The 24,509-nt window shown below is 70.1% G+C and carries 26 protein-coding genes; 18 read left to right on the top strand and 8 right to left on the bottom strand.

Annotated elements, in window-relative coordinates; genetic code table 11:
- Positions 1–87 precede the first annotated feature (87 nt).
- Positions 88–417 (top strand): hypothetical protein, encoded by a 330-nt coding sequence (locus G4X40_RS11015; RefSeq protein WP_277832483.1) that lies wholly within the window; start codon positions 88–90, stop codon positions 415–417.
- A 675-nt stretch (positions 418–1,092) separates the two neighbouring features.
- On the opposite strand, the gene G4X40_RS11010 is transcribed toward G4X40_RS11015, so the two are convergent.
- Positions 1,093–1,962, bottom strand: a complete 870-nt coding sequence (locus tag G4X40_RS11010; protein ID WP_277832481.1) for an LLM class F420-dependent oxidoreductase — start codon at positions 1,960–1,962, stop codon at positions 1,093–1,095.
- 76 nt (positions 1,963–2,038) lie between these two features.
- The gene (locus G4X40_RS11005; RefSeq protein WP_277832480.1) at positions 2,039–2,896 is read right to left on the bottom strand and encodes an alpha/beta fold hydrolase; all 858 of its coding nucleotides are present in this window, start codon (positions 2,894–2,896) and stop codon (positions 2,039–2,041) included.
- Between the two features lie 288 nt (positions 2,897–3,184).
- Between G4X40_RS11005 and G4X40_RS11000 the strand changes: the two genes are divergently transcribed.
- From G4X40_RS11000 to G4X40_RS10980, 5 genes are all read left to right on the top strand, one after another.
- Positions 3,185–3,625 (top strand): hypothetical protein, encoded by a 441-nt coding sequence (locus G4X40_RS11000; RefSeq protein ID WP_277832477.1) that lies wholly within the window; start codon positions 3,185–3,187, stop codon positions 3,623–3,625.
- A gap of 175 nt (positions 3,626–3,800) precedes the next feature.
- A complete protein-coding gene (locus G4X40_RS10995) occupies positions 3,801–4,106 on the top strand; it encodes a DUF4193 domain-containing protein (RefSeq protein ID WP_277832475.1) in 306 nt (101 codons plus the stop codon).
- Between the two features lie 161 nt (positions 4,107–4,267).
- Positions 4,268–5,551 (top strand): lytic transglycosylase domain-containing protein, encoded by a 1,284-nt coding sequence (locus G4X40_RS10990; RefSeq protein ID WP_277832473.1) that lies wholly within the window; start codon positions 4,268–4,270, stop codon positions 5,549–5,551.
- Between the two features lie 171 nt (positions 5,552–5,722).
- Positions 5,723–7,180 (top strand): D-serine/D-alanine/glycine transporter, encoded by a 1,458-nt coding sequence (gene cycA / locus G4X40_RS10985; protein WP_277832471.1) that lies wholly within the window; start codon positions 5,723–5,725, stop codon positions 7,178–7,180.
- 72 nt (positions 7,181–7,252) lie between these two features.
- Positions 7,253–8,287, top strand: coding sequence for a PHP domain-containing protein (locus G4X40_RS10980; protein WP_277832469.1), 1,035 nt, complete (start codon positions 7,253–7,255; stop codon positions 8,285–8,287).
- 31 nt (positions 8,288–8,318) lie between these two features.
- Here G4X40_RS10980 and G4X40_RS10975 read toward each other — a convergent pair whose 3' ends face one another.
- The gene (locus G4X40_RS10975) at positions 8,319–8,495 is read right to left on the bottom strand and encodes a hypothetical protein (protein ID WP_277832468.1); all 177 of its coding nucleotides are present in this window, start codon (positions 8,493–8,495) and stop codon (positions 8,319–8,321) included.
- Between the two features lie 137 nt (positions 8,496–8,632).
- A complete protein-coding gene (locus tag G4X40_RS10970) occupies positions 8,633–8,956 on the bottom strand; it encodes a hypothetical protein (RefSeq protein ID WP_277832466.1) in 324 nt (107 codons plus the stop codon).
- Between the two features lie 178 nt (positions 8,957–9,134).
- On the opposite strand from G4X40_RS10970, the gene G4X40_RS10965 reads away from it, so the two are divergent.
- From G4X40_RS10965 to G4X40_RS10945, 5 genes are all read left to right on the top strand, one after another.
- Positions 9,135–9,473 (top strand): RNA polymerase-binding protein RbpA, encoded by a 339-nt coding sequence (locus G4X40_RS10965; protein WP_277832463.1) that lies wholly within the window; start codon positions 9,135–9,137, stop codon positions 9,471–9,473.
- 226 nt (positions 9,474–9,699) lie between these two features.
- Positions 9,700–10,092: a chorismate mutase family protein gene (locus tag G4X40_RS10960; protein ID WP_277832461.1), complete on the top strand. Its 393-nt coding sequence runs from the start codon at positions 9,700–9,702 to the stop codon at positions 10,090–10,092.
- 3 nt (positions 10,093–10,095) lie between these two features.
- Complete coding sequence (gene pabB / locus G4X40_RS10955; protein ID WP_277832459.1) at positions 10,096–12,234, top strand: aminodeoxychorismate synthase component I; 2,139 nt, start codon at positions 10,096–10,098, stop codon at positions 12,232–12,234.
- On the top strand, positions 12,231–13,112 hold the full coding sequence (locus tag G4X40_RS10950; RefSeq protein WP_277832457.1) for a prephenate dehydrogenase/arogenate dehydrogenase family protein: 882 nt from the start codon (positions 12,231–12,233) through the stop codon (positions 13,110–13,112). Before pabB ends, G4X40_RS10950 begins: the two co-directional genes overlap by 4 nt.
- Positions 13,109–13,756: a dienelactone hydrolase family protein gene (locus G4X40_RS10945; protein ID WP_277832455.1), complete on the top strand. Its 648-nt coding sequence runs from the start codon at positions 13,109–13,111 to the stop codon at positions 13,754–13,756. Before G4X40_RS10950 ends, G4X40_RS10945 begins: the two co-directional genes overlap by 4 nt.
- A gap of 229 nt (positions 13,757–13,985) precedes the next feature.
- On the opposite strand, the gene G4X40_RS10940 is transcribed toward G4X40_RS10945, so the two are convergent.
- Positions 13,986–14,741 (bottom strand): alpha/beta fold hydrolase, encoded by a 756-nt coding sequence (locus tag G4X40_RS10940; protein WP_277832453.1) that lies wholly within the window; start codon positions 14,739–14,741, stop codon positions 13,986–13,988.
- A 111-nt stretch (positions 14,742–14,852) separates the two neighbouring features.
- Here G4X40_RS10940 and G4X40_RS10935 point away from each other — a divergent pair, with 111 nt between their 5' ends.
- Positions 14,853–15,452, top strand: a complete 600-nt coding sequence (locus G4X40_RS10935) for a hypothetical protein (protein WP_277832451.1) — start codon at positions 14,853–14,855, stop codon at positions 15,450–15,452.
- A 25-nt stretch (positions 15,453–15,477) separates the two neighbouring features.
- Here the strand turns inward: G4X40_RS10935 and G4X40_RS10930 are convergent, their stop codons facing one another.
- Positions 15,478–16,032, bottom strand: coding sequence for a hypothetical protein (locus tag G4X40_RS10930; RefSeq protein ID WP_277832449.1), 555 nt, complete (start codon positions 16,030–16,032; stop codon positions 15,478–15,480).
- Positions 16,029–18,182 (bottom strand): alkaline phosphatase family protein, encoded by a 2,154-nt coding sequence (locus tag G4X40_RS10925; protein ID WP_277832447.1) that lies wholly within the window; start codon positions 18,180–18,182, stop codon positions 16,029–16,031. The genes G4X40_RS10930 and G4X40_RS10925 overlap by 4 nt, the downstream gene beginning before the upstream one ends.
- Positions 18,183–18,291: 109 nt before the next feature.
- Here G4X40_RS10925 and G4X40_RS10920 point away from each other — a divergent pair, with 109 nt between their 5' ends.
- The 5 genes from G4X40_RS10920 (at position 18,292) to G4X40_RS10900 (ending at position 22,354) form a co-directional block, all read left to right on the top strand.
- Positions 18,292–18,876, top strand: coding sequence for an HhH-GPD-type base excision DNA repair protein (locus tag G4X40_RS10920; RefSeq protein WP_277832445.1), 585 nt, complete (start codon positions 18,292–18,294; stop codon positions 18,874–18,876).
- A 77-nt stretch (positions 18,877–18,953) separates the two neighbouring features.
- Positions 18,954–20,021, top strand: a complete 1,068-nt coding sequence (locus G4X40_RS10915) for an ABC transporter permease (protein ID WP_408642195.1) — start codon at positions 18,954–18,956, stop codon at positions 20,019–20,021.
- The gene (locus tag G4X40_RS10910; protein WP_277832441.1) at positions 20,018–20,875 is read left to right on the top strand and encodes an ABC transporter ATP-binding protein; all 858 of its coding nucleotides are present in this window, start codon (positions 20,018–20,020) and stop codon (positions 20,873–20,875) included. The genes G4X40_RS10915 and G4X40_RS10910 overlap by 4 nt, the downstream gene beginning before the upstream one ends.
- Before the next feature lie 64 nt (positions 20,876–20,939).
- Positions 20,940–21,749 carry an ABC transporter ATP-binding protein gene (locus G4X40_RS10905; protein ID WP_277833054.1) on the top strand — a complete coding sequence of 270 codons (810 nt, stop codon included), beginning with the start codon at positions 20,940–20,942 and terminating at the stop codon, positions 21,747–21,749.
- Complete coding sequence (locus tag G4X40_RS10900; protein ID WP_277832439.1) at positions 21,749–22,354, top strand: TetR/AcrR family transcriptional regulator; 606 nt, start codon at positions 21,749–21,751, stop codon at positions 22,352–22,354. The genes G4X40_RS10905 and G4X40_RS10900 overlap by 1 nt, the downstream gene beginning before the upstream one ends.
- A gap of 5 nt (positions 22,355–22,359) precedes the next feature.
- On the opposite strand, the gene G4X40_RS10895 is transcribed toward G4X40_RS10900, so the two are convergent.
- The gene (locus G4X40_RS10895; RefSeq protein ID WP_277832438.1) at positions 22,360–23,016 is read right to left on the bottom strand and encodes a hypothetical protein; all 657 of its coding nucleotides are present in this window, start codon (positions 23,014–23,016) and stop codon (positions 22,360–22,362) included.
- Positions 23,017–23,054: 38 nt separating this feature from the next.
- On the opposite strand from G4X40_RS10895, the gene G4X40_RS10890 reads away from it, so the two are divergent.
- A complete protein-coding gene (locus G4X40_RS10890; protein WP_277832436.1) occupies positions 23,055–24,503 on the top strand; it encodes a phytoene desaturase family protein in 1,449 nt (482 codons plus the stop codon).
- Positions 24,504–24,509: the final 6 nt, after the last annotated feature.

Here is a 24,509-nt window from a genome sequence, read left to right as displayed (position 1 = left end):
GCAGTTGCCGTCGCCGAGTTGTCGGTAGCTCCTGGGACGATCACCCCATGTGTGTTTCCGCGACCCTCGACGGTCGGTAGTCCGGCCGTGTTCCGACTCCTTGACAGTGTGGCGGGCCTCGCCGCAATCGTCATCGCCGTGATCCTGTTCGTCCTGTACCGCGTGATCGGTGCGTTCACCCGATACCTCGGCAACCACCCTGATCCCCGGGTCCGGTTGAGGAGGAAGAGGGGCACGGCGTGGGTGCTGGCCGCGGGATTCGGGCTCGGGTTCCTCGCAGCCCTGTCTGAGCGACATGGTGCGTTGGCCGCGGTGTCCATCATCCTGTGTTCGGTTGCGGCCCAGTGGCTGGTCAATGATGCGCTGCGCCGGCGCCGCGTGAAACGTGCCGCCGGAACGGGCCGAGCTCACCGGTAGATCGCCGCGTCCCGTGACGAGTACGGACTCGGGGACCGCCGCGTCGTCTTGAGCGATGGCCCGCAGGCCGCGGGCGAGGATGGCTCCGGTGTGCCCAACGGGTTCATCATTGCCAACGGCAAGAACTTCGCCGCGTGGCCGTGGTCGACCGGATCGTTGCGCCGCAAGCTCGCTCGCTTCGACATGGAGAACCACACCACGGTCGGTACCCGGTCAAGAGCGCTGCCGCCGCAACTGTCAGCCGGGTATCGGTGCCGACTCCCCCCGCGGATCGAGCACGTCCGCAGCATGAGCGCCCGCGCCAGGGTGGTCGCCGTGCTGACACGGCTCTTCATCCGCCCCGTGCTCGCTTGGCGGCCGTTGACCCCGCGTGCCATGCGGGTCTTCCCGCTGATCGACATGTTCTCTCGTCTGGTCCCGCACACTTGTAGAACGGCGCTTCGTACCAGACGTCGATGCCGACGAAGACCCGGCCGTCCGGTTGTGGTGACGCACCACCACAACCGGACGGCCGGTCCCCGCCGAGCGGCCCCCATCAGGCCGGCGGACCCGAGTGATCACGAATGTCGGCTCGCCCACCTCCTGAAGCGCCTCCGCGCGGTATGTCGCGGACCGGCCGCGCGTCGCGAGATGGAATCAGCGACGTCCGACAGTTTTCCTGCACTTCCGTCCCGATTACTGCGACGGAACGGCAGCGCCCTGCGCCAACCCGAGCTTCGCCGACAGGCGATCCAGGTACGCGAGCACCTCGTCCTCGGGCTTGTCGGGCAGCCCGTAGACGACCTCGGTGACGCCGAGCTCGGCCCAGCGCCCCAGTCGGTCCAGGTCGGGCTTGCGGTCCAGCACCACGATGGTCGGCGCGCCCTCACGGCCAGCCGCCGCCCACGTGTCCTGCAACGCGCGCACGCGGTCGTCGATGTCCTGCTCGATCGGCGTGGTGATCCAGCCATCGGCGGACCGGGCGATCCAGGCGAAGTTCTTGTCGGTGCCCGCGGCGCCGACAAGAACCGGGATGTGTGGCTGGGCAGGCTTCGGGTATGCCCAGCTCGGCCCGAACTGCACGAACTCCCCCGAATACGAGGCCTCCTCCTCGGTCCACAGCGCGCTCATCGCCTCGAGGTATTCGCGCAGCATGGTGCGCCGGCGCCCCGCCGGCACGCCGTGATCGGTCAGTTCGTCGATGTTCCAGCCGTATCCGACGCCGAGGACGACCCGACCGCGGCTCAGGTGGTCGAGCGAGGCGATGGTCTTGGCGAGCGTGATCGGATCGTGCTCGACCGGCAGGGCCACCGCCGTCCCCAACGCGATCGAATCCGTCACCGCCGCAGCCATACCCAGTGCCACCCACGGGTCGAGGGTGCGCAGGTACCGGTCGTCGGGCAGCGAGGCGTCGCCGGTCCCCGGGTGCGCGGCGTCGCGGCGCACCGGGATGTGGGTGTGCTCGGGCACGTAGAACGAACTGAAGCCGCGGTCCTCTGCGGCGCGCGCGGCGACCGCGGGCGCGATGCCGCGGTCACTCGTGAACAGGGTGATGCCGAACTTCACGGATTCTCCTCGGTGTTGGTGGTGTAGCGATGCTGCCCCCGCCGGCGTTGTCGCCGATCCTCACGCTCCCCCGCCGTCACTCGACGCGCGCGGTCACGGACGCACACGCCGAGATCAGCGCCGGGGCGAAGACGTCGGGGCGGAACGGTCCGGCCGCGTGACCGGCGGGGATCTCGTACACCGCGCTGTCGCGGATCTGTCCCGCCAGCCAGCGCTGCCGCCGGACGGGGATCAGCCGGTCCTGCGCGGTGACGACGAACGCGGTGGGCATGTCGAGGCGGCTGGCCCAAGAACTCGAGTCGAACTGGCCGATCACCGCGGTCGCCCGGCTGATCGCCCCCGCGCCGGTCTGCAGGAACTGGGCCTTCACCCAGGCGTTCGCATCCCCGTTCGGGGCCGGCGACTCGCCGGGCTGTGCCCCGGGGCCGGCGCGCAGGGCGTTCACACTGCGCGCGAAGGCGTCGAGCACCATCCGTTCCCGCGGCCGGCGGCGGAACGTGGGCGCCGCCGCGGCGAGGACCAGGCCGGCGGTGCGGTCGGGATGCAGGTGGCCGACCAGCTGCGCCACCAGCGAGCCCATGGAGTATCCGACGGGGATGAATCTGTCGATGCCCAGGGCGTCCGCGACCGCGACGACGTCGTCTGCGCAGTCCTCGAGGGTGAATCGCGGTGAGCGGATCCCCCGCCCGTGCCAGCGCTGGTCGAACACCACCACGTGGTGGTGTTCGACCAGCGACGGCAGCGCCGGATACCAGTTGAGCAGTCCGGTACAGGCGAGGCCGTGCAGCAGCAGCAGCGGCGGGCCGCCGCGCTCCCCCGTCTCGGTGACGAACGTGCTGCCCCGCCCGGGGAGGGTCACCATCGCGCCCGGCGGCAACTCGCCGACCTCCGGGAACCGCACGAGACGAGAACGGGTCGAGGTCCGCGTCGTCATGTGAACGCCCCCGTCACGACCGGGATCCTGTCATCGCATGCCTCCTCAACCACGCCGCCCTCCGCAGCGTCGACCAGGTCGCCAGACTATCGTCTGGACAGGTGTATGGGAAGTGTTCCCGACCCGGCGGCGGGGTGTGGATTGTTTCAATTGCACGCCCGCACAGGAGAACTTCGGGAATCGCCACACAATTGATCAAACCGCGAGGAGTCCGTGCCCGCAGCGCTTAGGTTCGATCGTGGGTCGCCGAGAGATGCACGGTCGACCGGACGGCGCCGGGAGGTCGATGTGAACGCGGTCGCGGATGCGATGGGACTTGCCGGTCGAGGGCTGGACGCGGCACGAGGCGGGCCCGCCGTCGCGGCCTCGGTGATCGCCGGGGTGTGCGGCGCACCTACCGCGCTGCTGCTCCGCGCCCGTCAGATCGCTGCACTGCTCGACCGGCTCGGCGGTGCGCTCGACGACCTGTCCGAGCTCGTCGGGACGACCCGGCGGATCACCGCGCAGCTCGACGTGTTGTCGGAGACCGCGCTCAACCTCGGCGACTGTGCGGGCGAGATCTCGCGGGACGCGGTGGCCATCGTCGATGCGCTCGACCACGTCGAACGGCTCGCGGCGTTCGTGGACCGGATCCCCGGGGGACGGCGCCGTGCCGTCCAGCATCAGATCGCGTCCCGTCAGCCCTCGGCCGGCGCCATCCGCATCGCCGCGTCGGGCACGCGTCGCTGACGGCGGCGACATCGGGGCGCTTCGTTCGCGGCCCGTAATTCGGGCGCCGATCGCGGTTTTCGCACCCGTGATCCGCGCGGGTCCGGGAGGATGGTCGGGGTCGGGCACAAATGCGGCCCGGCAGACGTTCACCAAGTGTTCACGTCCGGTTGAATGCAACGATCAGGAGTGCGACATGGCGACTGATTATGACGCGCGACGGCACCCGGAGCGGGACGAGTCCGCGTCGGAGAACTCCTTGGGCAACCTGGCCATCCGTAAGGACGAGGCCTCCTCGGCCCTGGCGGACGTCGACGAGGGCGAGATCAACGAGTCGATCGATCTGCCCGGCGCCGACCTTTCCGGCGAGGAACTCAGCGTCCGCGTGATCCCCAAGCAGGCCGACGAGTTCACCTGCTCGGAATGCTTCCTCGTGCACCACCGGAGCCAGCTCGCGACGATGGTCGACGGCCGTCCGGTGTGCCGCGACTGCGCGGCGTGACGGCCCTCGTACACCGATCGACGACTCTGTGCCCGAACGGACCCGCGGCAGCGGTTCGGCGATGTAGCGTCTGAACCACTGTGTGACGGGGAGTTTGGGGTAATTCGCTTATGGGTTCTGAGTCGACATCGGCACGACGGGCACTGAAGGTGTGCACCTTCATGATCGCGGCGATCACTCCGTGCGGGTTGATCGCCGCGGCGGGTTCCGGGGGGAACTCCGGTTCACAGGAGGCGGACGCTCCGCGGGTCGTGATCGCGGACCTCGCCGCCTCCGGCGCGCCCGGGACGCAGCAGGCCCGGCCCCTCACCCCAGCGGCTCTTCCGCCCGCGCCGACTCCTCCGGCCGCTCCGGCTCAGTCGATGCCCGCGCTCGGTGCGCCGGCGCTGCTGACCGGACCGGCACCCGTGGGCCTGCGGGCCATCCCGGTCCTCGCGATGGCCGCGTACCAGAGCGCGGCGGACCGGATGAACTCCGCCGACCCGAACTGTCACATCACGGCGGCGCTGCTCGCCGGCATCGGCAAGGTCGAGTCCGACCACGGCGACGGTGGCCGGTTCGATCTGCACGGCAATACGCTCAACCCGATCCTCGGGCCGGTGCTCGACGGGCACCTGCCGGGCAACGAGGTCGTGCGCAACGCCGGCGGCGGCTTCGAGCGCGCCGTCGGGCCCATGCAGTTCATGCCGGCCACCTGGGCGAAGTACGGTGCAGACGGCAACGGCGACGGAAAGATCGACCCGAACAACATCTTCGACGCCAGCTACGGGGCCGCGCGCCTGCTGTGCTCGTCGGGCAAGAACCTCGCGGTGCCCAGCAACGAGTTCGCGGCGATCTTGTCCTACAACCATTCCGCTGCCTATGCGCAGACCGTGCTGGCCTGGGCGACGGCGTACTCGCTCGGTGTGGATGCCATGCCGATGGCCTCGCTGCCGTCGTTGATCGACGCCGCCGACTACTCCGACCCGTCGAGCGGTCTGACCGGCGTCCAACCGGTGGACAACCTCTCACTTCCGACCCCGCCGCCGGCCGCTCCGCCTGCTCCCGCCCCAGCTCCGGTTCCGACGGCCCCCGCGCTTCCGGGATTACCTGCCATTCCGGGGCTGCCGGCCACACCGGGCCTGCCGATCGGCCTGGGATCGTCCACGTTGCCGCCGCTGCCGTGCCTGATCTTCTGCCCGCCGCCGGCAGCGAGCGCGCCGCCCGCGCTGCCCCCGCTGCCGGTGATCACGTTGCCGCCGCTGCCGTGCCTGATCTTCTGCCCGCCGCCGGTCAAGCCCGGTGAGCCCGCCGCGGACCCGAAGACTGCGGGCGCCGATCCGAAGGTTCCGGGGGTCACGCCGGCACCGGCACGACTCGAGCCCGCGGCCGTCCCCGGGCCGGCCGGCGGCACTGCCCCCTCGCCGCTGCCGGCAGCCGCGCAGAGCCGGCACGGAGCCGCCTGAGCGCTTCGACTGTGGCGCGCGGCACGCCGGCCGGGGATATGATGGCCCGCGCAGCCACGCGCGCCGGCAAACGGTCGTCGCATTCGCGAGTCGCCGAACTCGTGAACGCACGAACCGGGCGGGAGTGTTCGCCCGGCCGCACCTTCCCGCCCGAGATCATGAGGTTTGCCGATGTCCGAGATCACCCAGGCGCGTTCCGGTTCCGGTGCCGCGGACGAACCCGCGCGCAATGGTGAGCCGCGGCTCTCGCGGGAACTGTCCAACCGGCACATCCAGCTGATCGCCATCGGCGGGGCGATCGGCACCGGACTGTTCATGGGCTCGGGCAAGACGATCTCGCTCGCCGGGCCGTCGGTGATCTTCGTGTACATGATCATCGGCGCGATGCTGTTCTTCGTCATGCGGGCGATGGGTGAGCTGCTGCTGTCGAACCTGAACTACAAGTCCTTCGCGGACTTCGCGGCCGACCTGCTCGGCCCGTGGGCGGGGTTCTTCACCGGCTGGACCTACTGGTTCTGTTGGATCGTCACCGGCATCGCCGACGTGGTGGCCATCTCCGGGTACGTCAACTACTGGTGGCACGGGGCACCGCTGTGGATCCCCGCGCTCGGCGCCGTAGTGCTGCTGGTCGTGTTGAACCTGCCCACGGTCAAGGCCTTCGGCGAGACCGAATTCTGGTTCGCACTGATCAAGATCGTCGCCATCGTCGCGCTGGTCGTCGTCGGTCTGGTGATGATCTTCAGCCACTTCACCGCCCCGGGGGGTGCGGTTGCGCAGTTCTCCAACATGTGGAACGACGGCGGCTTCTTCCCGACCGGGCCGATGGGCTTCGTCGCGGGCTTCCAGATCGCCACCTTCGCGTTCGTCGGCATCGAACTGGTCGGCACCGCGGCCGCCGAGACCAAGAGCCCCGAGAAGAACCTGCCGAAGGCCATCAACTCGATCCCGGTGCGCGTCGCCCTGTTCTACGTCGTCGCGCTCATCGTGATCATCTCGGTGACACCGTGGCGCGAGATCAGCGCCGACCACAGCCCGTTCGTCGCGATGTTCTCGCTCGCCGGGCTCGGCATCGCTGCCTCGGTGATCAACTTCGTCGTGCTGACGTCGGCCACGTCGTCGGCGAACTCGGGCATCTACTCGACCTCCCGCATGGTGTACGGCCTGGCGCACGAGGGTGACGCGCCGCGGCTGTTCGGACGATTGACGTCGCGGCGGGTGCCGGCCAACGCGCTGCTGTTGTCCGGGCTGTTCCTGCTCACCGGCGTCGTGATGGTCGCCGCGGGCAGCTCGATCATCGAGGCGTTCACGATCGTCACGACCATCTCGTCGCTGTGCTTCATGTTCGTGTGGTCGATCATCTTGATCAGCTACCTGGTGTACCGCCGCCGGCGTCCGGAGCTGCACGAGGCGTCGACCTACAAGATGCCCGGCGGGGTCGTCATGTGCTACGTGGTGCTGGCCTTCTTCGTCTTCCTGATCTGGGCCTTCACCCAGAAGCACGACACCCTCCAGGCGCTGCTGGTGACGCCGGTGTGGTTCGTGGTCCTCGGCATCGCGTGGGCCGTGGTCCGGCGTCGGCCCAGCCACGTCGCCCGCCTGGAGGCGTTCCGCACGCAGCTCACCCGGTAGCCGTCGGTCATCGTCCGGGATCCGGCCGCGCGTTCGCGCCACACGCGGCCGGATCCGGTGGACGATGGAACCATGGCGGAGAGGTTCGCCGGCTGGGTGACCGACCCGGCGGGGGCGCTGCGGGAGATCGCGTTCTGGCTCGAACGTGCCCGCGCGGACGGCTACCGGATCAATGCGTATCGGCGGGCCGCCGACGTCCTCGACGGACTCGGCGACCGCGAGATCGAGAAGTGCGCGGCGACGGGCGGTTGGGACGCACTGCCGGGCATCGGCGCGAAGACGGCGGCGGTGATCCGCGAATCAGCGGAATCGGTGCCCGCTTACCTGACGCAACTGCGATCGGACGCGGAGCCGATCTCCGGCGGCGGCGATCTGCGTGACCGGCTGCGCGGCGACCTGCACACCCACACGGACTGGTCCGACGGCGGCAGCCCGCTCGACGAGATGATGGCCACCGCCGAGCGGCTGGGTCACAGCTACTGTGCGGTCACCGATCACTCGCCTCGCCTGACCATCGCCCACGGGCTCTCGCCGGAACGACTGCGCACCCAGCTCGGCGTGATCGCCGAACTCGGCGAGCGCGTGGCGCCGATGCGCGTGCTCACCGGCATCGAGGTCGACATCTGCGACGACGGTTCGCTGGATCAGGACGAGGATCTGCTCGCCGAGCTCGACGTCGTCGTCGCCAGTGTGCACTCCCACCTGCGCGACGATCGGGCCACGATGACCCGCCGCATGGTCGCCGCGGTACGCAACCCGCACGTGGACGTACTCGGTCACTGCACCGGACGGCTGGTGCAGGGTGCGCGCGGAACCCGCCCCGAGTCCACCTTCGACGCGCAGAAGGTGTTCCGGGCGTGTCGGGACCACGACACCGCCGTCGAGATCAACTGCCGTCCCGAGCGCCGCGACCCGCCGGGCCGCCTGCTCGAGCTCGCCTGCGCCGAGGGCTGCCTGTTCGCGATCGACACCGACGCACACGCGCCCGGTCAGCTGGACTGGCTCGGGTACGGCTGCGAGCGTGCCCAGGAGCACGGGATCGAGCCCGAGCGGGTGATCAACACCTGGTCGCTCGATGAGCTGCTCGACTGGACCGCGCCCGTATAGAACACGTTCCAGAGCGGTCGCCTACCACGGATCAGGACAGGGGCGATCCGGCCCGCAGTCGTCCGACCGCGGCCATGGCCCTGAGCAATTCGAGATAGCGGACCACGCCGGCGTCGTCGGCCTTGCGGCCCTGCTCCACCCAGTGCCCGAAGGTGGGGTTGTCGACGTCGATCGTCGCGGTTGCGTGCAGTTCCTTGAGCATGACCATCCCCGACTCAATGTGTGCAGTGCTGTGAACGAATGCCTGTACCGAGACGGCACGTTAAGTGAACCTGTTATAGAAACTAGGCGGTTCGCCGGAACTGTGGGCTAACGCACAGGCTGGACGGCGGTGCAGGGCCGCGGTCAGCGCAGCCGTTCGGCCTCGCGGGCGAGCCGCACCGCGCGGTGGGACAACACCAGTAGCTCCGCGGTGCCGGCACCTTCACCGATCGCGGTGGCCACGTCCTCGGCGGCGCAGCGCGCCTCATAGGAGCGGTCGGCGAGCGAGACGGTCTCGGCGGAGGTCAACACGGTGGCGTCCGGCGCGATCGCGGTGCCCTTGACCGCATTGCGCTGCTCGTACGCACGCTGGCGGCACGACTGCCGGCAGTAGCGGCGGCGACGCCCCAACTCGGTGTCGGTGAATTCGCGGCCGCACCAGGCACACGCCTCGGGTCGTCTCGCCATGAGCACCGACCCTACTGTCTCGGATCGTGGCCGCTAGGATGGACCGGCTGGATCGGCGCGCCCGCGCGGGCGGGAACTGTCGACCGTCCCCCTGCGTTATCCATGCAGACGCGTTTTCGAGAAGACGCTCCGCTGCCGGGGGCATGCGGGTACCTGACGAAGTGAAAGGACACTGACCATGGCAGATCGAGTTCTTCGAGGCAGCCGACTCGGTTCGGTCAGCTACGAGACCGATCGTGATCACGATCTGGCGCCGCGTCGGATGGCTCGCTACCGCTGCGACAACGGTGAAGAGTTCGACGTCCCGTTCGCCGACGATGCGGAGATCCCGGGCACCTGGATGTGCCGCAACGGGCTCGAGGGCACCCTGCTCGAGGGTGCCGCACCCGAGGTGAAGAAGGGCAAGCCGCCGCGCACGCACTGGGACATGCTGCTCGAGCGTCGTTCGCTCGAGGACCTCGAGGTGCTGCTCAACGAGCGGTTGGACCTTCTCAAGGCCAAGCGTCGCGGCGCCTGACCGCACATCGACAGCTGCCGAAGCCGCCCCGGGCCGTGTGCCCGGGGCGGCTTCGTGTCGTACGGATGATCATTTCCGGACGCGGTCCTCGCCGCCGTGAGAGCATTGAGTGACAGTCGGGTAGCACCAGACCCCGGCGGTCGTGTCGACTCGGTGATCGGAGTCGGCGGGCCGTCGAGGTCGACACCAGTGGCGGCCTCGGCCGCGGCCTGAGGGGGACTGTCCAGTGAGCAGACCGACCCAACAGCGCACTCCGGATGCCCGCGGCATCGGCGCCGAACGACAACTCGAGTCGCTGCGCGCAGATCTGGATCGCCTCGATGATCGCCTGCTCGACATCGTGCGGGACCGAATCGAACTGTGTACCAGAATCGCCCTGGTCAAACGTGCACACGCGATTCCGATGCTGCAGCCCGGGCGCATGGCCGCGGTCCACGAGCACGCCGAACACTATGCCCGCGAACACCATCTCTCCCCGGAGTTCCTCGACGAGCTGTACCGGTTGGTGATCGACGAGGCGTGTCGCGTGGAGGACGAGGTGATCGCCGGCCAGGACGGGGCCCGGCGCACCGGGCCGCCCGGACCGCTCGATGCGGAGCGACGTCGCGGTGCGAGGTGATCGATGCCCACTCGGACGCTGCTCATCGACAATTACGACTCGTTCACCTACAACCTGTTCGATCTGCTCACCCGGGTGAACGGCCGGACACCCACCGTCGCCGCCAACGACATCGACTGGGACGACGTCGATCTGCGCCGGTTCGACAACGTCGTCATCTCCCCCGGCCCCGGCCGGCCCGACCGTGCCCGTGACTTCGGCATCAGCGCACGGGTTCTGGCCGACGGCGTCCTGCCGGTGCTCGGCGTCTGCCTCGGCCACCAGGGCCTGTGTCAGGCCTTCGGCGCCGACGTCGTCCGGGCGCCGATCCCCATGCACGGCCGCACCTCGCCGATCTCCCATGTGGGCGAGGACCTTTTCTCCGGACTGCCCTCCCCGTTCTCCGCGGTCCGTTACCACTCGTTGATGGCCGACCGGGTGCCCGACGATCTGGAGTTGACCGCGTGGACCGAGGACGGGCTGGTGATGGGCGTGCGGCACCGCACCCGGTTGCTGTGGGGCGTGCAGTTCCACCCCGAATCGATCAGCACCGAGTACGGCGCCGATCTGCTGGCGAACTTCCGCGCGCTCTCGCTCAACGGCGGTCGGTCGCTGCGCCGTCAGGCCGTGCTCGCACCTCCGGGCCAGACCGCACCGCACACGGTGTCTGCGGCGCCGCCGCGGCCGCGCTCGCAGACACCGCCGCGCTACGTCGTCGAAACCGAGCCGATCGACCGGAGACTGAACCCCGAGATGGTGTTCGAGGCACTCTTCGGCGGGTCCGCGCGCGCGTTCTGGCTCGACGGGACCTCTGCGGCGGAGGCCGACGAGCGCATCAGTGTTCTCGGCGACTGCTCGGGGCCGCGCGCCGAGTTCGTCACCTATGACATAGCTGCGCAACGGGTCTCCGTCGAACGTGCGGGGCGACCAACGGAGCACGTGCCCGGCCGGTTCTTCGACTACCTCGCCGCGCAGCTCTCGGCGCGGGCCGTCGAGCCCGTCGCCGATCTGCCGGGCGGCTTCGCCCTGGGCTATGTCGGCTACCTGGGCTACGAACTCAAGGGCGACGCCGGAGCCCGGGTGGTGCACCGTTCGACCGAACCCGATGCCGCCATGGTGTTCGCCGACCGTGCGGTCATCATCGACCACGTGTCCGGGCTGTGTCATCTCGCCTGCCTGTCCGAACGTGCGGGTGACCCGGAGTCACGGCGTTGGCTCACCGACACCGCCGCCATACTCGTCGAGCTCGACGAGTACCCGGAGCGGCACCGCCCCGCGCCGGCGCTGCCGCTGCTCCGCAACGGTGAGGACGTGCGGATCCGGCTGCGGCACGGTCCGCAGGACTATCTGCGACTGATCGGTGACTGCCTCGACGAGATCAGTTCCGGCGAGTCGTACGAGGTGTGCCTGACCAACATGGCGACGGTCAGCCAGTCGCTGGATCCGGTGAGCACCTTCGGGGTGCTCCGCCGGCTCAGCCCCACCCCGTACAACGCGCTGCTGAACTTCGGTGAGACGGCGGTGATGAGCGCCTCGCCGGAACGCTTCTTGAAGATCGACCGGCACCGCGTGGTCGAGTCGAAGCCGATCAAGGGCACCCGTCCGCGGGGCGCGACCCCCGAGGCTGACGAATTCCTCCATGCGGAACTGGAGGCCAGCGAGAAGGACCGCGCGGAGAACCTGATGATCGTCGACCTGGTGCGCAACGACCTGTCGCGGGTGTGTGAGCCGGGGTCCGTGCACGTGCATCGGCTCTTCGACGTGGAGACGTATTCAGCCGTGCACCAACTTGTCTCGACGGTCCGCGGGCGCCTCGAGGAGGGCCGGTCCGCGATCGACTGCGTGCGCGCGTCCTTCCCCGGAGGGTCGATGACCGGCGCGCCGAAGCTGCGCACGATGGAGATCATCGACCGGCTCGAGCAGGGCCCGCGCGGCGTGTACTCGGGCGCCATCGGCTACTTCTCGCTCACCGGCACCGCGGACCTGTCGATCGTGATCCGCACCCTGGTCGCCGCGGCCGGTGAGGTCCGGTTCGGGATCGGCGGGGCGATCGTCGCACTGTCGGACCCGGCGGACGAACTCGAGGAGACGTTCGTGAAGGCGGTCGCGATGCGGCGCGCGCTGGCCGAGGTCGCCGATCCGGAGCGGACGGCGCAGCGGTGACCGGCGATCGGGTTGTGGTCGCCGGCGGCGGCGCGGTCGGGCAGTGGGTGGCGGCGATGATGCGCGCCGCCGGGGATGCCGTCGTCGTGACCGACCCGGACAACGCCGCCGCACAGTTGCATTCGGACATCACCGGACCGGACGCGCCGCTGCGCGATGCCCTGCGCGCCGCCGACACGGTGGTGCTCGCGGTACCCGCGCAGGCGGCGCTCGCGGCGATCCCGGTGCTGGCCCCGGATCTTCGCGACGGCGCGCTGCTCGTCGAGACGCTGTCGGTGAAGGCGCAGGCCGCGCGGGCTGTCGCCGCCGCGGGAGGCCGCTGGCAGGCTCTCGGGATCAACCCGCTCTTCTCCCCCGATCTGGAGCCGCGGGGACGGCCGGTCGCCACGGTCGGTCACCGCTCAGGGCCGCGCACGGAGGACTTCCTGGAGTTGCTGGGCAGGCAAGGCTGCCGTGTCGTGCCGGTCGAGGCCGACGCCCACGACCGTCTGTCGGCGGCGACCCAGGCGCTGGTGCACGCGGCGGTACTCACGTTCGGGCTGGCATTGTCGGATCTGGCACAGTCCGATCCAGGGCTGTCTCCGGAGTTGCTCGAGGCGGCCGCCACTCCCCCGGCCGCGACCGCCATGGCGCTGCTGGCGCGCATCGGCGGCGGCACACCCGAGGTGTATTGGGATGTGCAGTCGGGCAATCCGCACGGCGCGGCGGTGCGCAAGCTGCTCGGCGCGGCGGCGGCCCGGATCGGGTCGGTCGTCGACAACGGAACCGAGGGCGACTTCGCGGACCTGATGCAGCAGGCCACCGCGGGACTCGGCGAGCGCCTCGGCGACCACCGGGCCACCGCCCTACGGTTGTTCACCGTATTGTCCGGTCCATGACCCTCCGTGCGGAACCCACGCTGATCGCACATGCGGCGCCACCGCACCCACGCGGCGTGGTACTGGTGTTGCCCGGCGGGAAGGTGTTCAGCACGAAGAAATCCCGCCCATGGCAGCTGGCGAACCTGCGCATGGCGGACTTCGCCCGCCGCATCGCGCGCGACGACCGGAGCGTCGCGGTCTACCGGGTGCGCTATCGACGGCGCGGCTGGAACGCTCCCCCGCGGGAGGCGTTGCGCGACGCACAGTGGGCGCTCGACCGGATCCGCACACTCCACCCCGCTGCGCCGCTCGTACTGGTCGGCCACTCGATGGGCGGACGTGTCGCCGCGCACCTGGCGACCGGCGACGGGGTCGTCGCGGTGGCAGCGCTGGCCCCGTGGTGGCCGGACAACGACAGCGCCGGCATCCCGGAGCACTGCCGGTTGCTGGTCATCCACGGCGACAACGACACCTGGACCGATCCGGCGGCGTCGCGTCGCCAGGTGGCACGATGCCGGAGCAGGGGCATGGACGCCACCTGGGCGTCCGTGCGCGGCGGCCACTTCATGGCGACCGACGCCGCGGTCTGGCACGACGGCACCTGCGCCTTCATCCGCCGGTCAGTCGACGGGGCGGAGAAGGCACCACCGCAACAGGGCTAGCGTGCACGTACGGACGTGAGAGTGCACATCCGTGCCGAACGCGCGGAGTTGGTGGCACTGTTGCGCACGTTGAGCAACGACCAGTGGTCGATGCAATCGCTGTGCGGGCGGTGGTCGGTGCGCGATGGACTCCGTCTCGATGCCGCGGTATCTCCTTGCGGCACTGCGGCATCTGTCGGCAGGCCGGGTCAACGAACGCTACGTCGCCGCCCGCTGCGGTGTGCTCCTTCTACCCTCCGGCCAGGAACGCAACCATCTCGGCGGCCAGTTCGGGTGCGGCAAGCGCACTCCCGTGATCGCCCGGCACGCGGACGAACCGGGCATGCGGCAGGAGGGCTGCCAACTGGTCGGCGTCGTCGCGTTCGTCCCGATCCCCGATCGCGACGAGCGTCGGCACGTCGATGCGGCGCAGGGCGGGCTCGGGAGTCGGGACCAGCGAGTCGAGCACGCCCAGCATCGCCCGGGGATCGCCCCCAGTCCGTGAGATCATCTGCGCCTGTCGCGCCTCGGGCGAGTCCGGTTCGATCGTGGCGCCGTCGACGATGGCGGTGAGCGCGCGATGATTTGCCCCGCCCTGCTGCGGTCCACTGATCTTCGCCAGCCCCTGACCGGCGACGATGGCACGGCCCGGCCGAGCGCCCCGGGCCAGCATGCGCACCACGATCCGTGCGCCGAGCGAGTACCCCGCCAGGTCGTAGTCCCCGTCGCCGAGCCCCAGGTGCGCGATGAGCGCAAACCCGTCGTCCGCGAGGACGTCCGGCGAAAACCGCGGGGATCCGTTGGTCGCCGCGCTGTCGCCGGATCCGCGCGAGTCCGGAGCGAGGACGCGATGGCCGCGTGCGGCGAGTGCGCGGGCCGGGCCGTAGTCGAGCAGGCGAGAGCCCTGCCCGCCGAAACCGGGCAGGAAGATCAGCGGCCGGCCGGCCCCGGTCTCGTGCCAGGCGAGCTCGGTACCGTCGCGGCCGGTGAACCGTCGAGTAGCCATGGTGCGTAGCACAATAGCCTGCCCGCCTCGTGACTTCGTGGGATTTCCCCCGGTATCCGGACGGAATCGCACAGACTCAGTACGACAAGAAGTGCCCATCAGGAGATTCCCATGAAGCGGCTCTTGACCATCGTTGCGCTCGCCGGCGCTCTCGCGACCGGCGGCGCATGTTCGAGCACCTCCCCGTCACCTGCCTCCACCACGACACCGGCGGCAACGACGACCGCCGCACCCACCACGCACAACACCCCGGCGCCGGAAACGACCAGCGGAGATACGGGCAGCGGCGACCACACTGCGCCGTCACCGGCACCGAATCCGCCGCCGAATCCCACCCCGGGGAACCAGGGAGACCGCGGCGCCGACGGGTCCACGGGCAACAATCTGTCCGAGCAATACTGCGCGCAGAACCAGGACCCGGGCTGCCCGGCCGGCAGTTATGTCGGGCCGAACGCGATCCCCGATCCCGACGGCGACGGGTCGTATGTCCCCTGCGAGGGCACGATCTGCACCAACCCGAATCACGGCGCCGGCACCGATCCCAACGAGAACGGCGGCGACAGCAGCCTTTCCACCACCGGCAACACCTCGGGCGGGGACACGCAGGGCCGGGTGGCGGGCGCCCCGTGCGACGACGGCGCCGGGACCTGGGTGCATCTCGAGGGTGGGAACGCCGCCCACTACGGGACCGAGTGGCTCTGCCGGCACTGAACCGGCGCAACCAAAGCCGCCCGGCTCAGTCGTTCTCGACCTCGAAGTCCCAGGAGACCACGATGTCCCTGCCGTTCGGGGCCCAGCGCATCAGGCCCTCGCCGGTGGGCAGGACCGCACGCACCTGGAAGCTCACGGTCCGACCGGGTTCCAGCGCTGCGGGCGGGGCGGGCCGACCGACCACTTCGGCCACGGGATACACGTGGCCGAAGTGATCGAGCGCGGTGAAGCCGGCCGGGTCGATCGGGGTGGGCGCGCCGGCGTTGCCGAGTGTCACCGTCCAGGTGCAGGTGGTGGCCGGCGACTGAAAGGGCAGGCCCTCGCCGGGCACCTCCGGACCGGTGACCTGCGCGGTGACCGTTCCCTCGCCCAACTGCACCGTCACGACCTCGCCCTCGCCGACCAGTGCCGGCCGCAGCGCACTGGCGGTCACCGGGGCATCATGATGCGCGGCAACCGCATTCAGGTAGGCCGGCAATACCCCATAGGTGTCGGCCGCGGAGCCCGGGGCGGCACACCCGGCGAGCAGCGCAGCCCCGCAGACACCGAGGCCGACCGCCGACGCGCCACGGCTGCTCACCGGGGCCCGCGCCGGCCGGCGGCGGTGAACACGTCCGGCCCGAACGGCGCCAGTCCGGGTTGAGCGGCGAAACCGAGGTGGCCGCGGCCGTCCCGTCCGCCCGAGACGGTGCTGTCGCCGGGCAGCGGGGCGTGGTCGTGTCCGGCGCCGACCCCGAAGACGTCCTCCATCGTGCGCAGCCAGCTGTAGTGGTTGTAGTAGGTGGTGCTGACCGTGCCTGGCGTGATCAGCGGGCTGATGAGCACGCTCCCGGTCACGCCGCCGCCGGGCGTCGGGTCGTCGGCGTCGTAGAGCGGATCGGCGGTCTCGCCGGGCGTGAGGTGCCCCGGTGCCCCTTCGCCGCTGAGGGTGAGCGTGGTGACCGGACCGGTGGGCGTCACCGGGTTACCGGCCGCGTCGACGAGTTGGAACGAGCCGTCGGTGACCGGGTCGGATCCGGTCTTTGCCGGTAGCGGTCCGGTGTCGCTGACGGTGCCCACAAACGTGTTCGGCGGGATCGGTCCGGCCGCGCCCGGTCCGGTCCTGTCGGCGGTGTCGGTGACGATGCGGCCGGTGTCGTCGGCGAGGATCTTCCGGTCCTGGACGAACGATGACGTCGTTCCCGCGGTGACGGTGTCGGTACGCGGCCCGGGACTGTCACCGGAGCCGCCGCGCACGATCCCGGGCACGCAGTCGTCCGGCGACTGCGCCACGGCACAGGCCGGGGGCCGGTCGATGAAGGCGTTGTTGCCCGGCCCGGGATAGAGCTGGCGGCCCCCCGCGTCGGCGCCGAGCGTCGAGTTGGGTCCGGTCGGCTCCCAGGCTACGTTTCTGCCGAACAAGTTCTCTCCCGCCGCGTCGGCGGCGATACCGCTGGTCGCGTCCGCGCGGTCACCACGGGTCGGCCCGTAGGCATCGGCGTTGTTGAAACTGTTGCCGGAGTAGGTGAACGGCGGCGTGCCCTCGTCGAAGGTGACATCGATCAGGCCGCCGTCCTCGAACGCCGGGGACTTCTCGATCATCGGGATGTAGTACTCGAGGAACTTGTCTGCGGCGTACAGGCCGCCGATGTGGTTGCGCGGCGTGGTCACCTCCGGATCCGGGTTCGGCTGCTGATAGACGGGCTCCCCGTCGGCTCCGAACGCCCCGGAGAGGTTGTTGCCCCTGCACACCGCGTCGTGCGCATCGCTGCAGTTGTTCGGCGTGATCCAGCTGAATGCCGGCGTGGTCGACGCGTGCTGCAGATCGTGGAACAGTCCGCCCGCCGCGCTGTCGAGGTTGGCGACGTGCGCAACGTCGCAGTCGTTGCCGCCCTGGACCGGGGTGGTCAGCCCGGGTGCCGTCGTCCCGTCGGGCCCGACGGTACCGGTGATGCTGTGGAACCACGGGAACGGGAAGTGCTTGGCGACGTACTGGTCGTTGGGCTGGGCGCCGGTGAGGCTGGTCACGCCCGCGGGCAGCGGGTGCTGCGCGGTCGCGCTCATGTAGGTCGGGTTCGTGGTCGGGTTGTTCTCCGCGGTTCCCGGTCCGCCGCACACCGCGTCCTCGCGGCCGGGTTGGTCGCGGAGGTCCTGTGCGTAGCCCTTCCAGGTCTTGCCGGCGGCGTCGAGCTGGTTGAACAGTGTCGGCGCGGCGGTGGGATAGGTGCAGCCGTTGGCGCCGTTCGGTGCGTTCGCGCCGCTGGGCTGCGCGGCGTTCGCCGCCGAGGCGACCTGGCCGCGGTTCGGGCCGGACCGCACGACCGTGGCGTTGCTGCCGAAGTCGAAGTCCTTGACACTGCAGTCGGATTGGGTGTCCTCCTGCGGCGCCTGGCCGGACACCATCGACAGGTAGTTGTCCTGGCTGGAGTGCCCGGTGCCGTAGTAGTTCTTGAGCAGCGCACCCTGGGCGGGCAACGTCTTCCACAGATAGCTGTTCTGGTTGAGGCCGGTGAATGTCGCGTCGTACGACTTGTTCTCCAGGATGATCAGCCAGACGTGCTTGATCTGCCCCCGCTTCAGCCCGGTGCTCGAGATGACGGCGCCCTGGCTCGAACCGCCCGGCACCCCCACGCTGCCGACCGCCCCGCTCGCGGTGGCCGTCGCGGCGGTGACCCCGCCGATGAGGACCGCCGCGCCCAGACCCGCCAGGAATGCACTTCCGCCGCCGCGTCGATCGCCCCTGAGTCGCATGTAGGTTGTCTAACGAATAAATTCCACGCGGCGATGGTGATCCCGCGACGCCCCGGCGAACGTGCAGTGAACGGCGGGTTTGCGCCGCCACGGATGGCAGGATCGGCCCATGGCTGTCACCTTGAACCTCGTCGGCGACCGCGCGGCCGACGCATTGTTGTCCTCGGACCCGTTCGCCCTGCTCGTGGGTATGTTGCTCGACCAGCAGGTGCCGATGGAGACCGCGTTCGCGGGGCCGAAGAAGTTGCAGGACAGGCTCGGCGGCCTCGACGTGCACGCGATCGCGGAGATGAACCCGGACGAGTTCGTCGCCGTGTGCGCGCAGACCCCGGCGGTGCACCGGTTCCCGAAGTCGATGGGCGAGCGCATCCAGACCCTGTCCCGCCACCTCGTCGAGCAGTACGACGGTGATGTCTCGGCCCTCTGGACCACCGGCGATCCCGACGGCAAGACCGTTCTCAAGCGGCTCAAGGCATTGCCCGGTTACGGCGATCAGAAGGCCCGGATCTTCCTGGCGCTGCTCGGCAAGCAACTCGGCGTGCAGCCGACGGGATGGCGCCAGGCGGCCGGCGACTACGGGCAGGACGGGTCCCGCCGGTCGATCGCGGATGTCGTCGACAAGCAGACTCTGCTCGAGGTGCGCGAGTTCAAGCAGGCCGCCAAGGCCGCCGCGAAAGCGGCAAAGCGCAAGTGATCCACCGGAACTCTTCTCAACCGCAGTAATTCACCGTATGGTGAATTACGCGATTCGAGGAGGCCCTGATGCGCGCGATGATCGTCAAGGAGTTCCGCGAACTCAGGCGCGACCGGCGCACGATGGGCATGCTGGTGGGTCTGCCGTTGTTGCTGCTCATCGTGTTCGGCTTCGCGGCGAACTTCACCGTGTCCGAACTCCGGGTGGGCGTCTTCGGCCCGCAGGCGGCAGGGGTCGAGCAGGCGATCGAGTCCAACCCGGAGGCATCGGACGTCCTGCACGTGGCCACCGTCGACCCGGCGGGCACCGACGCCACCGCGCGCGACTATCTGCGGGACGCCAAGGCCGACCTGGTGTTCGTCGCCGATTCGCCGCGGCCGATGGTCTACATCGACGGGTCGGACCTGTTCGCCGCGCAGTCGGCGAAGGTGGCGGTAGCCCGGATGGGTGATCGGATCCAGTCCCAGGTGCTGTTCAACCCCTACCTGAAGACCTCGTGGGTGATGGTCCCCGCGATCATCGGGCTGATCCTGACGTTCATCGGCACGATCATCACCAGCATCGGCTTGGTCAAGGAACGTGAATCCGGCACGCTCGAACAGCTTGCGGTGATGCCGTTCTCGCCGGCGGCGGTGATCCTCGGCAAGATCATCCCCTACTTCCTGCTGGCCGCGCTCGACATGATCGTGGTGACGCTGCTCGGGATGTGGATCTTCGGGGTCCCGTTCAACGGCAATGTCGCGATCTTCGCGCTCGGCGCGGCGATCTTCCTGTTCGCGGTGCTGGGACTGGGCGTGTTCATCTCGACGGTCTCGAAGACCACAGGCCAGGCGATCCAGGGCGCGCTGATGGTGCTGTTGCCGCAGATTCTGTTGTCGGGCATGATCTTTCCACTGGCGTCGATGGCCGCAGGGGTTCGCTGGATCGGCTACATCCTGCCGCTGACCTATTTCACCAAGATCTCCCAGGGGGTCATGCTCCGCGCCGCCGACTGGTCGACGATGTGGATCCCGCTGGTGGTGCTCACGGTCATGGCCGTGCTGATCTTCGGCGCCGCCGTCATCCGACTGACCCGCACCATCGCCCCGGCACGCCCACACACGTCAGCAGTCCCCACCGCGCCGGCAGCGGTGGCCGAGCCGTGACCGGCCGACAGATGGCCCGTCCAGACGACATCGACTGGGGTGCAGTCGATGTCACCGTCAGATTCGGGGGCATCGCAGCGTTGACCAACGTCACCATCGATCTGCCACCCGGTCAGGTCACCGCGGTCGTCGGCGGCGACGGCGCCGGCAAGACCACCCTTCTCGGGGCGCTCGCCGGCAGGGTCCCCGTCGGTACGGGCACGGTCACGATGCCCGACCGTCGCCGCGTCGGGGTTCAGCCGAGCACCTCGGGCGTCTGGGGCGACCTGTCGGTGGACGAGAACGTCGACTTCGTCGCCGAGGCCTACTCGATCCCCCGGGATTCCCTCGCCGAACGCCGTGCACGATTGCTCTCTCGCGCCGGACTCGACCACGTCGGCGGTCGGCTCGGCGCGCAACTATCCGGCGGCATGCGCCAGAAACTGGGGTTCTGCCTGGCGATGCTGCCCGACCCCGAGGTGCTGCTGCTCGACGAGCCGAGCACCGGGGTGGACCCGGTCAGCCGGGTGCAGCTGTGGCAGCTGATCGCCGAGGCTGCGGCCGGCGGCGCCGCGGTGCTGCTGCTGACCACCTACCTCGACGAGGCGCAGCGGGCTCACCGGGTGCTGGTACTCGACGAGGGCCACACCCTCGGCTTCGGCAGCCCCGACGACATCGTTTCCTCGCTGCCCGGCGCGATCACGTCGTCGGGGACCCGCCCCGACGGGGTCGATGCGCACCGGTGCTGGCGGCGGGGAACGGACTTCCGCATCTGGCGGCCGAACGAGGTGGCGAGTTCCTCTCCTGGCGACGTCGATCTCGAGGATGCGGTGATCGCACTGATGCTCGCCCGTGAGGAGGCGCGCCGTGACTGAGCCCGCCGCCGTCGACGTGCAGGGCGTGTGGAAGCGATTCGGGAAGTTCACCGCGGTCGCCGACATGTCGCTGACCGTGCGCCCCGGCGAGATCGTCGGGCTGATCGGTGCGAACGGCGCCGGCAAGACCACGCTGATCCGGATGATCCTCGGACTCGAGGCGGCGAACGTCGGCACCCTCGCCGTCTTCGGCGGGCCTCCGTCGCGGCAGACCCGGCGCCGGCTCGGCTACATGCCGCAGGGCCTCGGGCTGTACCGGGAGCTGTCGGTCCGCGAGAACGTCGACTTCGTCGCCGAGGCGTTCGACGTGGACGGTCCGCCGCTGCCCGATGCGCTCGCCGCGGTGGCCACCCGCCAGGTGGGCGCGCTCCCCCTCGGATTGCAGCGACGACTCGCCTTCCACTGCGCGCTGTTGCACAGACCCGAACTGATCGTCCTCGACGAGCCCACCTCGGGCGTCGACCCACTGGCCCGCACCCGGCTGTGGGACACCATCCATGACCAGGCCGAGACGGGCTGCGGGGTGCTGGTCACCACGCACTACATGGAGGAGGCCCGCCAGTGCACCCGCCTGGTGATCATGTCGCGAGGTCGCCTGGTCGCCCGCGGCAGCGTCGACGACATCATCGGCGACGAGCGGGCGGTCGCGGTGCACACCGACAACTGGGCCGGCGCGCTGACCGCGCTGACCGCGGCCGGGCTCCCGGTCACTCTCGCGGGCCGTTCGGTGCGGGTCGCCGGCGCCGTGGCCGCGCGGGTGCAGGAGGCACTCGCCGCCGCGGCGATCCCGGCGGCGACGACCGCGGTGCCGGCGACGCTCGAGGAGAAGCTCGTGCTGATCGAACAGACCGCCCGGCAGGAGGCGCCGACCTGATGGCCGGCAAGCGCCGTGCCGGACGCCGCCCCGGCCACCAGCCCACCCGCGAACTCATCCTCGCCGCCGCCCGCGAGGCGTTCGCGAGGCGCGGATACGACGCCACGTCGGTCCGCGAGATCGCCGCCGCCGCGGACGTCGACCCCGCGCTGGTGCACCACTACTTCGGAACCAAGGAGAAGCTGTTCCTGGAGACGGTGAGCATCCCGTTCGACCCGCGCCAGTACATCCATCTCGTCGTCGAGGGCCCCCGCGAGGAACTCGCCGAGCGGTTGCTGACCACCGCGCTGGGCGTGTGGGATTCGCCGTCCGGGCTCGCTGCGGGCGCACTGTTGCGCGGATCCCTGACTCACCAGACGGGCTCGGAACTGTTGCGTGAGTTCCTGCTCAAACGCGCGCTCGAACCGCTGTGCGGGGCGATCGAACCCGACCCCGTCCTCGCGAAGTGGCGGATGAACCTCGTCGCCACCCAGCTGATGGGGCTGGCGATGATGCGCTACGTGCTCGCGATGGAACCCCTCGCCTCCGCGTCCCCCGAGCAGATCGTCGACGCGATCGGACCGAACCTGCAGCGGTACCTGACCGGCGATCTGCACGGGGCGTGAGCCTGCTATCCCGGCAGGTCGGCGATCGCCATCACGGCGACGGCCGCCGCCCCGACTCCGAGAATGACCGACACCACCCGCGAGGCCACCGGCAGCACCGCCTGCACCCGCTCGAGCAGTCGGCGCCCCGTCTCTTCCGGGCACAGTGCGAGCGCAACCGTCAACGTGGTGACCGGCAGGAGCGCGACCAGCACGAACACGGTGGACAGGGCAAGGCGGGTCGCGGTGCCGTCGTGGGCCATCACGGCGATCGCGGCGTAGAACGGCGCGGACGTGAGGGACTGGATCCCCCAGGTGACCAAACCGATCACGTACGCGGCGGCCGGCCGCACCTTGCGGTGCACCGGCAGCGACATCGGCGGCTTGCGGAACCCCTGCACCGCCATGGCCATCACCCCGAGCGCGATCACCAGCACGATCGCCGTGACGAGCGGCCGGGGAAACGAATCCAGTACCCGGTGCACGAGTCGGAGGATGACCGTGAACGAGAACGCCAACGTCAGCGTCAGTCCGCACACCCCGCCGATCACGAAGGGGGCGGCGGTGCGCACGTAGGCCGCGCGCGACCCGCTCGACAGCCACACATAGGCGATGGCGAGCAGCGCCAGTACATTGACCGAGTCGACCGCGGCGAGCGGGATGATTGACAGAAGCGAGTTCATCACCAGCGATTGTGCCCTGCGGAACCCGGAGGTGAGACATGGGCGCGGCGTTCGGCGCCCGGTTCGCCGGGGCGTCCGCGAACGTGGTCGGGTCGGGACCCAACGGCCTCGCAGCGGCGGTCGTGCTGGCGCGCGCGGGAGTCGCCGTGACGGTGTTCGAGGCTGCAGACGAGATCGGCGGCGGCACCCGCACCAGCGCGACCGCGCTGCCGGGGTTGCTGGTCGACCACTGCTCGGCCACGCACCCGCTCGCCGTCGGCTCGCCGCTGCTGACCGCGCTCGATCTAGGCCGCTACGGGCTGCGCTGGCGGCTCCCTTCCGTCGACTGTGTGCACCCCCTGGACGGCGGCAACGCCGGGGTGCTGCACCGTTCGGTCGCCGAGACCGCGGCCGGGCTCGGCGCCGACGGCGACCGCTGGCGGCTGCTGTTCGAGCGCCCGTCGGCACAGTTCGATCTGCTGTCCGGGGACATCATGGGTCCGCTGCTGCGGGTGCCGCACCGTCCGCTCGCGCTCGCTCGGTTCGGTGCCCCCACACTGCTGCCGGCCGCCGTGCTCGCGCGACTGTTCCGCACCGAGCGGGCGAGGGCGCTGTTCGCGGGTGTGGCCGCGCACGCTTTCCGGCCGCTGCATCTGCCCCTCACGTCGGCGATCGGCCTGGGCATCCTGACCGGCGGGCACCGGCACGGCTGGGCCGTCGCCGAGGGCGGTTCGCGCGCGATCACCGACGCGCTGGCCGCGCTGCTCGCCGACCTCGGCGGTCGTGTCGTCACCGGCACCCGCATCGATACGGCCGCGCAACTGCCGCAGTCCGAGGTCACGCTGTTCGATCTGGCGCCGGAGTCGGTCGCCGCGATCCTCGGCGACCGACTCCCCCGTCGGATTCGCCGCGCCTACACCGCCTTCCGGCGCGGGCCCGGGGCGTTCAAGGTGGACTTCGCCGTCGAGCGCGGGGTGCCGTGGACCGACCCGGACGCCCGCCGCGCCGGGACCGTGCACCTCGGTGGCACCTTCCGTGAGCTTGCGGCCGCCGAACGCGACGTCCACGCCGGGCGCATGCCGCAGCGACCGTTCGTGCTCGTCGGTCAGCAGTACCTGGCCGACCCGACCCGGTCGGCGGGCGACGTTCATCCGCTGTGGACGTACGCGCACGTGCCGAACGGCTACGCCGGCGACGCCACGGAGGCGATCGTCGCGCAGATCGAACGGTTCGCCCCCGGATTCCGCGACCGCATCGTCGGCCGAGCCGTCCGGTCCACCGCCGAGGTGGCACGCGACAACCCGAACTTCGCCGGCGGCGACATCCTCACCGGGTCGAAGGACCTGCGGCAGACGATATTCGGCCCGCGCGTCACGCTGTCACCGTACCGGGTCGGTGTCCCGGGACTGTTCCTGTGCTCGGCCGCCACCCCGCCCGGCCCTGGTGCCCACGGCATGTGCGGAGTCGGTGCCGCCGACGCCGCGCTCGAGTACCTCACCCGGATCTGATGCAGG

Origin of the sequence: Speluncibacter jeojiensis, from assembly GCF_029589495.1 — a bacterium.
GTDB classification, from domain to species: Bacteria; Actinomycetota; Actinomycetes; order Mycobacteriales; family Mycobacteriaceae; genus Speluncibacter; species Speluncibacter jeojiensis.
Note: the sequence above shows the minus strand (reverse complement) of the source record. Positions and strands in the feature narration are given on the sequence as shown.

Coding starts and splice junctions, on each gene's coding strand:
- G4X40_RS10990 (WP_277832473.1), top strand. CDS start 4,268: ATGATCGCGGCGATCACTCCGTGCGGGTTGATCGCCGCGGCGGGTTCC.
- G4X40_RS10940 (WP_277832453.1), bottom strand. CDS start 14,741: ATGGCTACTCGACGGTTCACCGGCCGCGACGGTACCGAGCTCGCCTGG.
- G4X40_RS10915 (WP_408642195.1), top strand. CDS start 18,954: ATGATCGTCAAGGAGTTCCGCGAACTCAGGCGCGACCGGCGCACGATG.
- G4X40_RS10975 (WP_277832468.1), bottom strand. CDS start 8,495: ATGGTCATGCTCAAGGAACTGCACGCAACCGCGACGATCGACGTCGAC.
- G4X40_RS10920 (WP_277832445.1), top strand. CDS start 18,292: ATGGCTGTCACCTTGAACCTCGTCGGCGACCGCGCGGCCGACGCATTG.
- G4X40_RS10925 (WP_277832447.1), bottom strand. CDS start 18,182: ATGCGACTCAGGGGCGATCGACGCGGCGGCGGAAGTGCATTCCTGGCG.
- G4X40_RS10895 (WP_277832438.1), bottom strand. CDS start 23,016: ATGAACTCGCTTCTGTCAATCATCCCGCTCGCCGCGGTCGACTCGGTC.
- G4X40_RS10995 (WP_277832475.1), top strand. CDS start 3,801: ATGGCGACTGATTATGACGCGCGACGGCACCCGGAGCGGGACGAGTCC.
- cycA (WP_277832471.1), top strand. CDS start 5,723: ATGTCCGAGATCACCCAGGCGCGTTCCGGTTCCGGTGCCGCGGACGAA.
- G4X40_RS10980 (WP_277832469.1), top strand. CDS start 7,253: ATGGCGGAGAGGTTCGCCGGCTGGGTGACCGACCCGGCGGGGGCGCTG.
- G4X40_RS10935 (WP_277832451.1), top strand. CDS start 14,853: ATGAAGCGGCTCTTGACCATCGTTGCGCTCGCCGGCGCTCTCGCGACC.
- G4X40_RS11005 (WP_277832480.1), bottom strand. CDS start 2,896: ATGACGACGCGGACCTCGACCCGTTCTCGTCTCGTGCGGTTCCCGGAG.
- G4X40_RS10965 (WP_277832463.1), top strand. CDS start 9,135: ATGGCAGATCGAGTTCTTCGAGGCAGCCGACTCGGTTCGGTCAGCTAC.
- G4X40_RS10970 (WP_277832466.1), bottom strand. CDS start 8,956: ATGGCGAGACGACCCGAGGCGTGTGCCTGGTGCGGCCGCGAATTCACC.
- G4X40_RS10890 (WP_277832436.1), top strand. CDS start 23,055: ATGGGCGCGGCGTTCGGCGCCCGGTTCGCCGGGGCGTCCGCGAACGTG.
- pabB (WP_277832459.1), top strand. CDS start 10,096: ATGCCCACTCGGACGCTGCTCATCGACAATTACGACTCGTTCACCTAC.
- G4X40_RS10945 (WP_277832455.1), top strand. CDS start 13,109: ATGACCCTCCGTGCGGAACCCACGCTGATCGCACATGCGGCGCCACCG.
- G4X40_RS10905 (WP_277833054.1), top strand. CDS start 20,940: ATGTCGCTGACCGTGCGCCCCGGCGAGATCGTCGGGCTGATCGGTGCG.
- G4X40_RS10900 (WP_277832439.1), top strand. CDS start 21,749: ATGGCCGGCAAGCGCCGTGCCGGACGCCGCCCCGGCCACCAGCCCACC.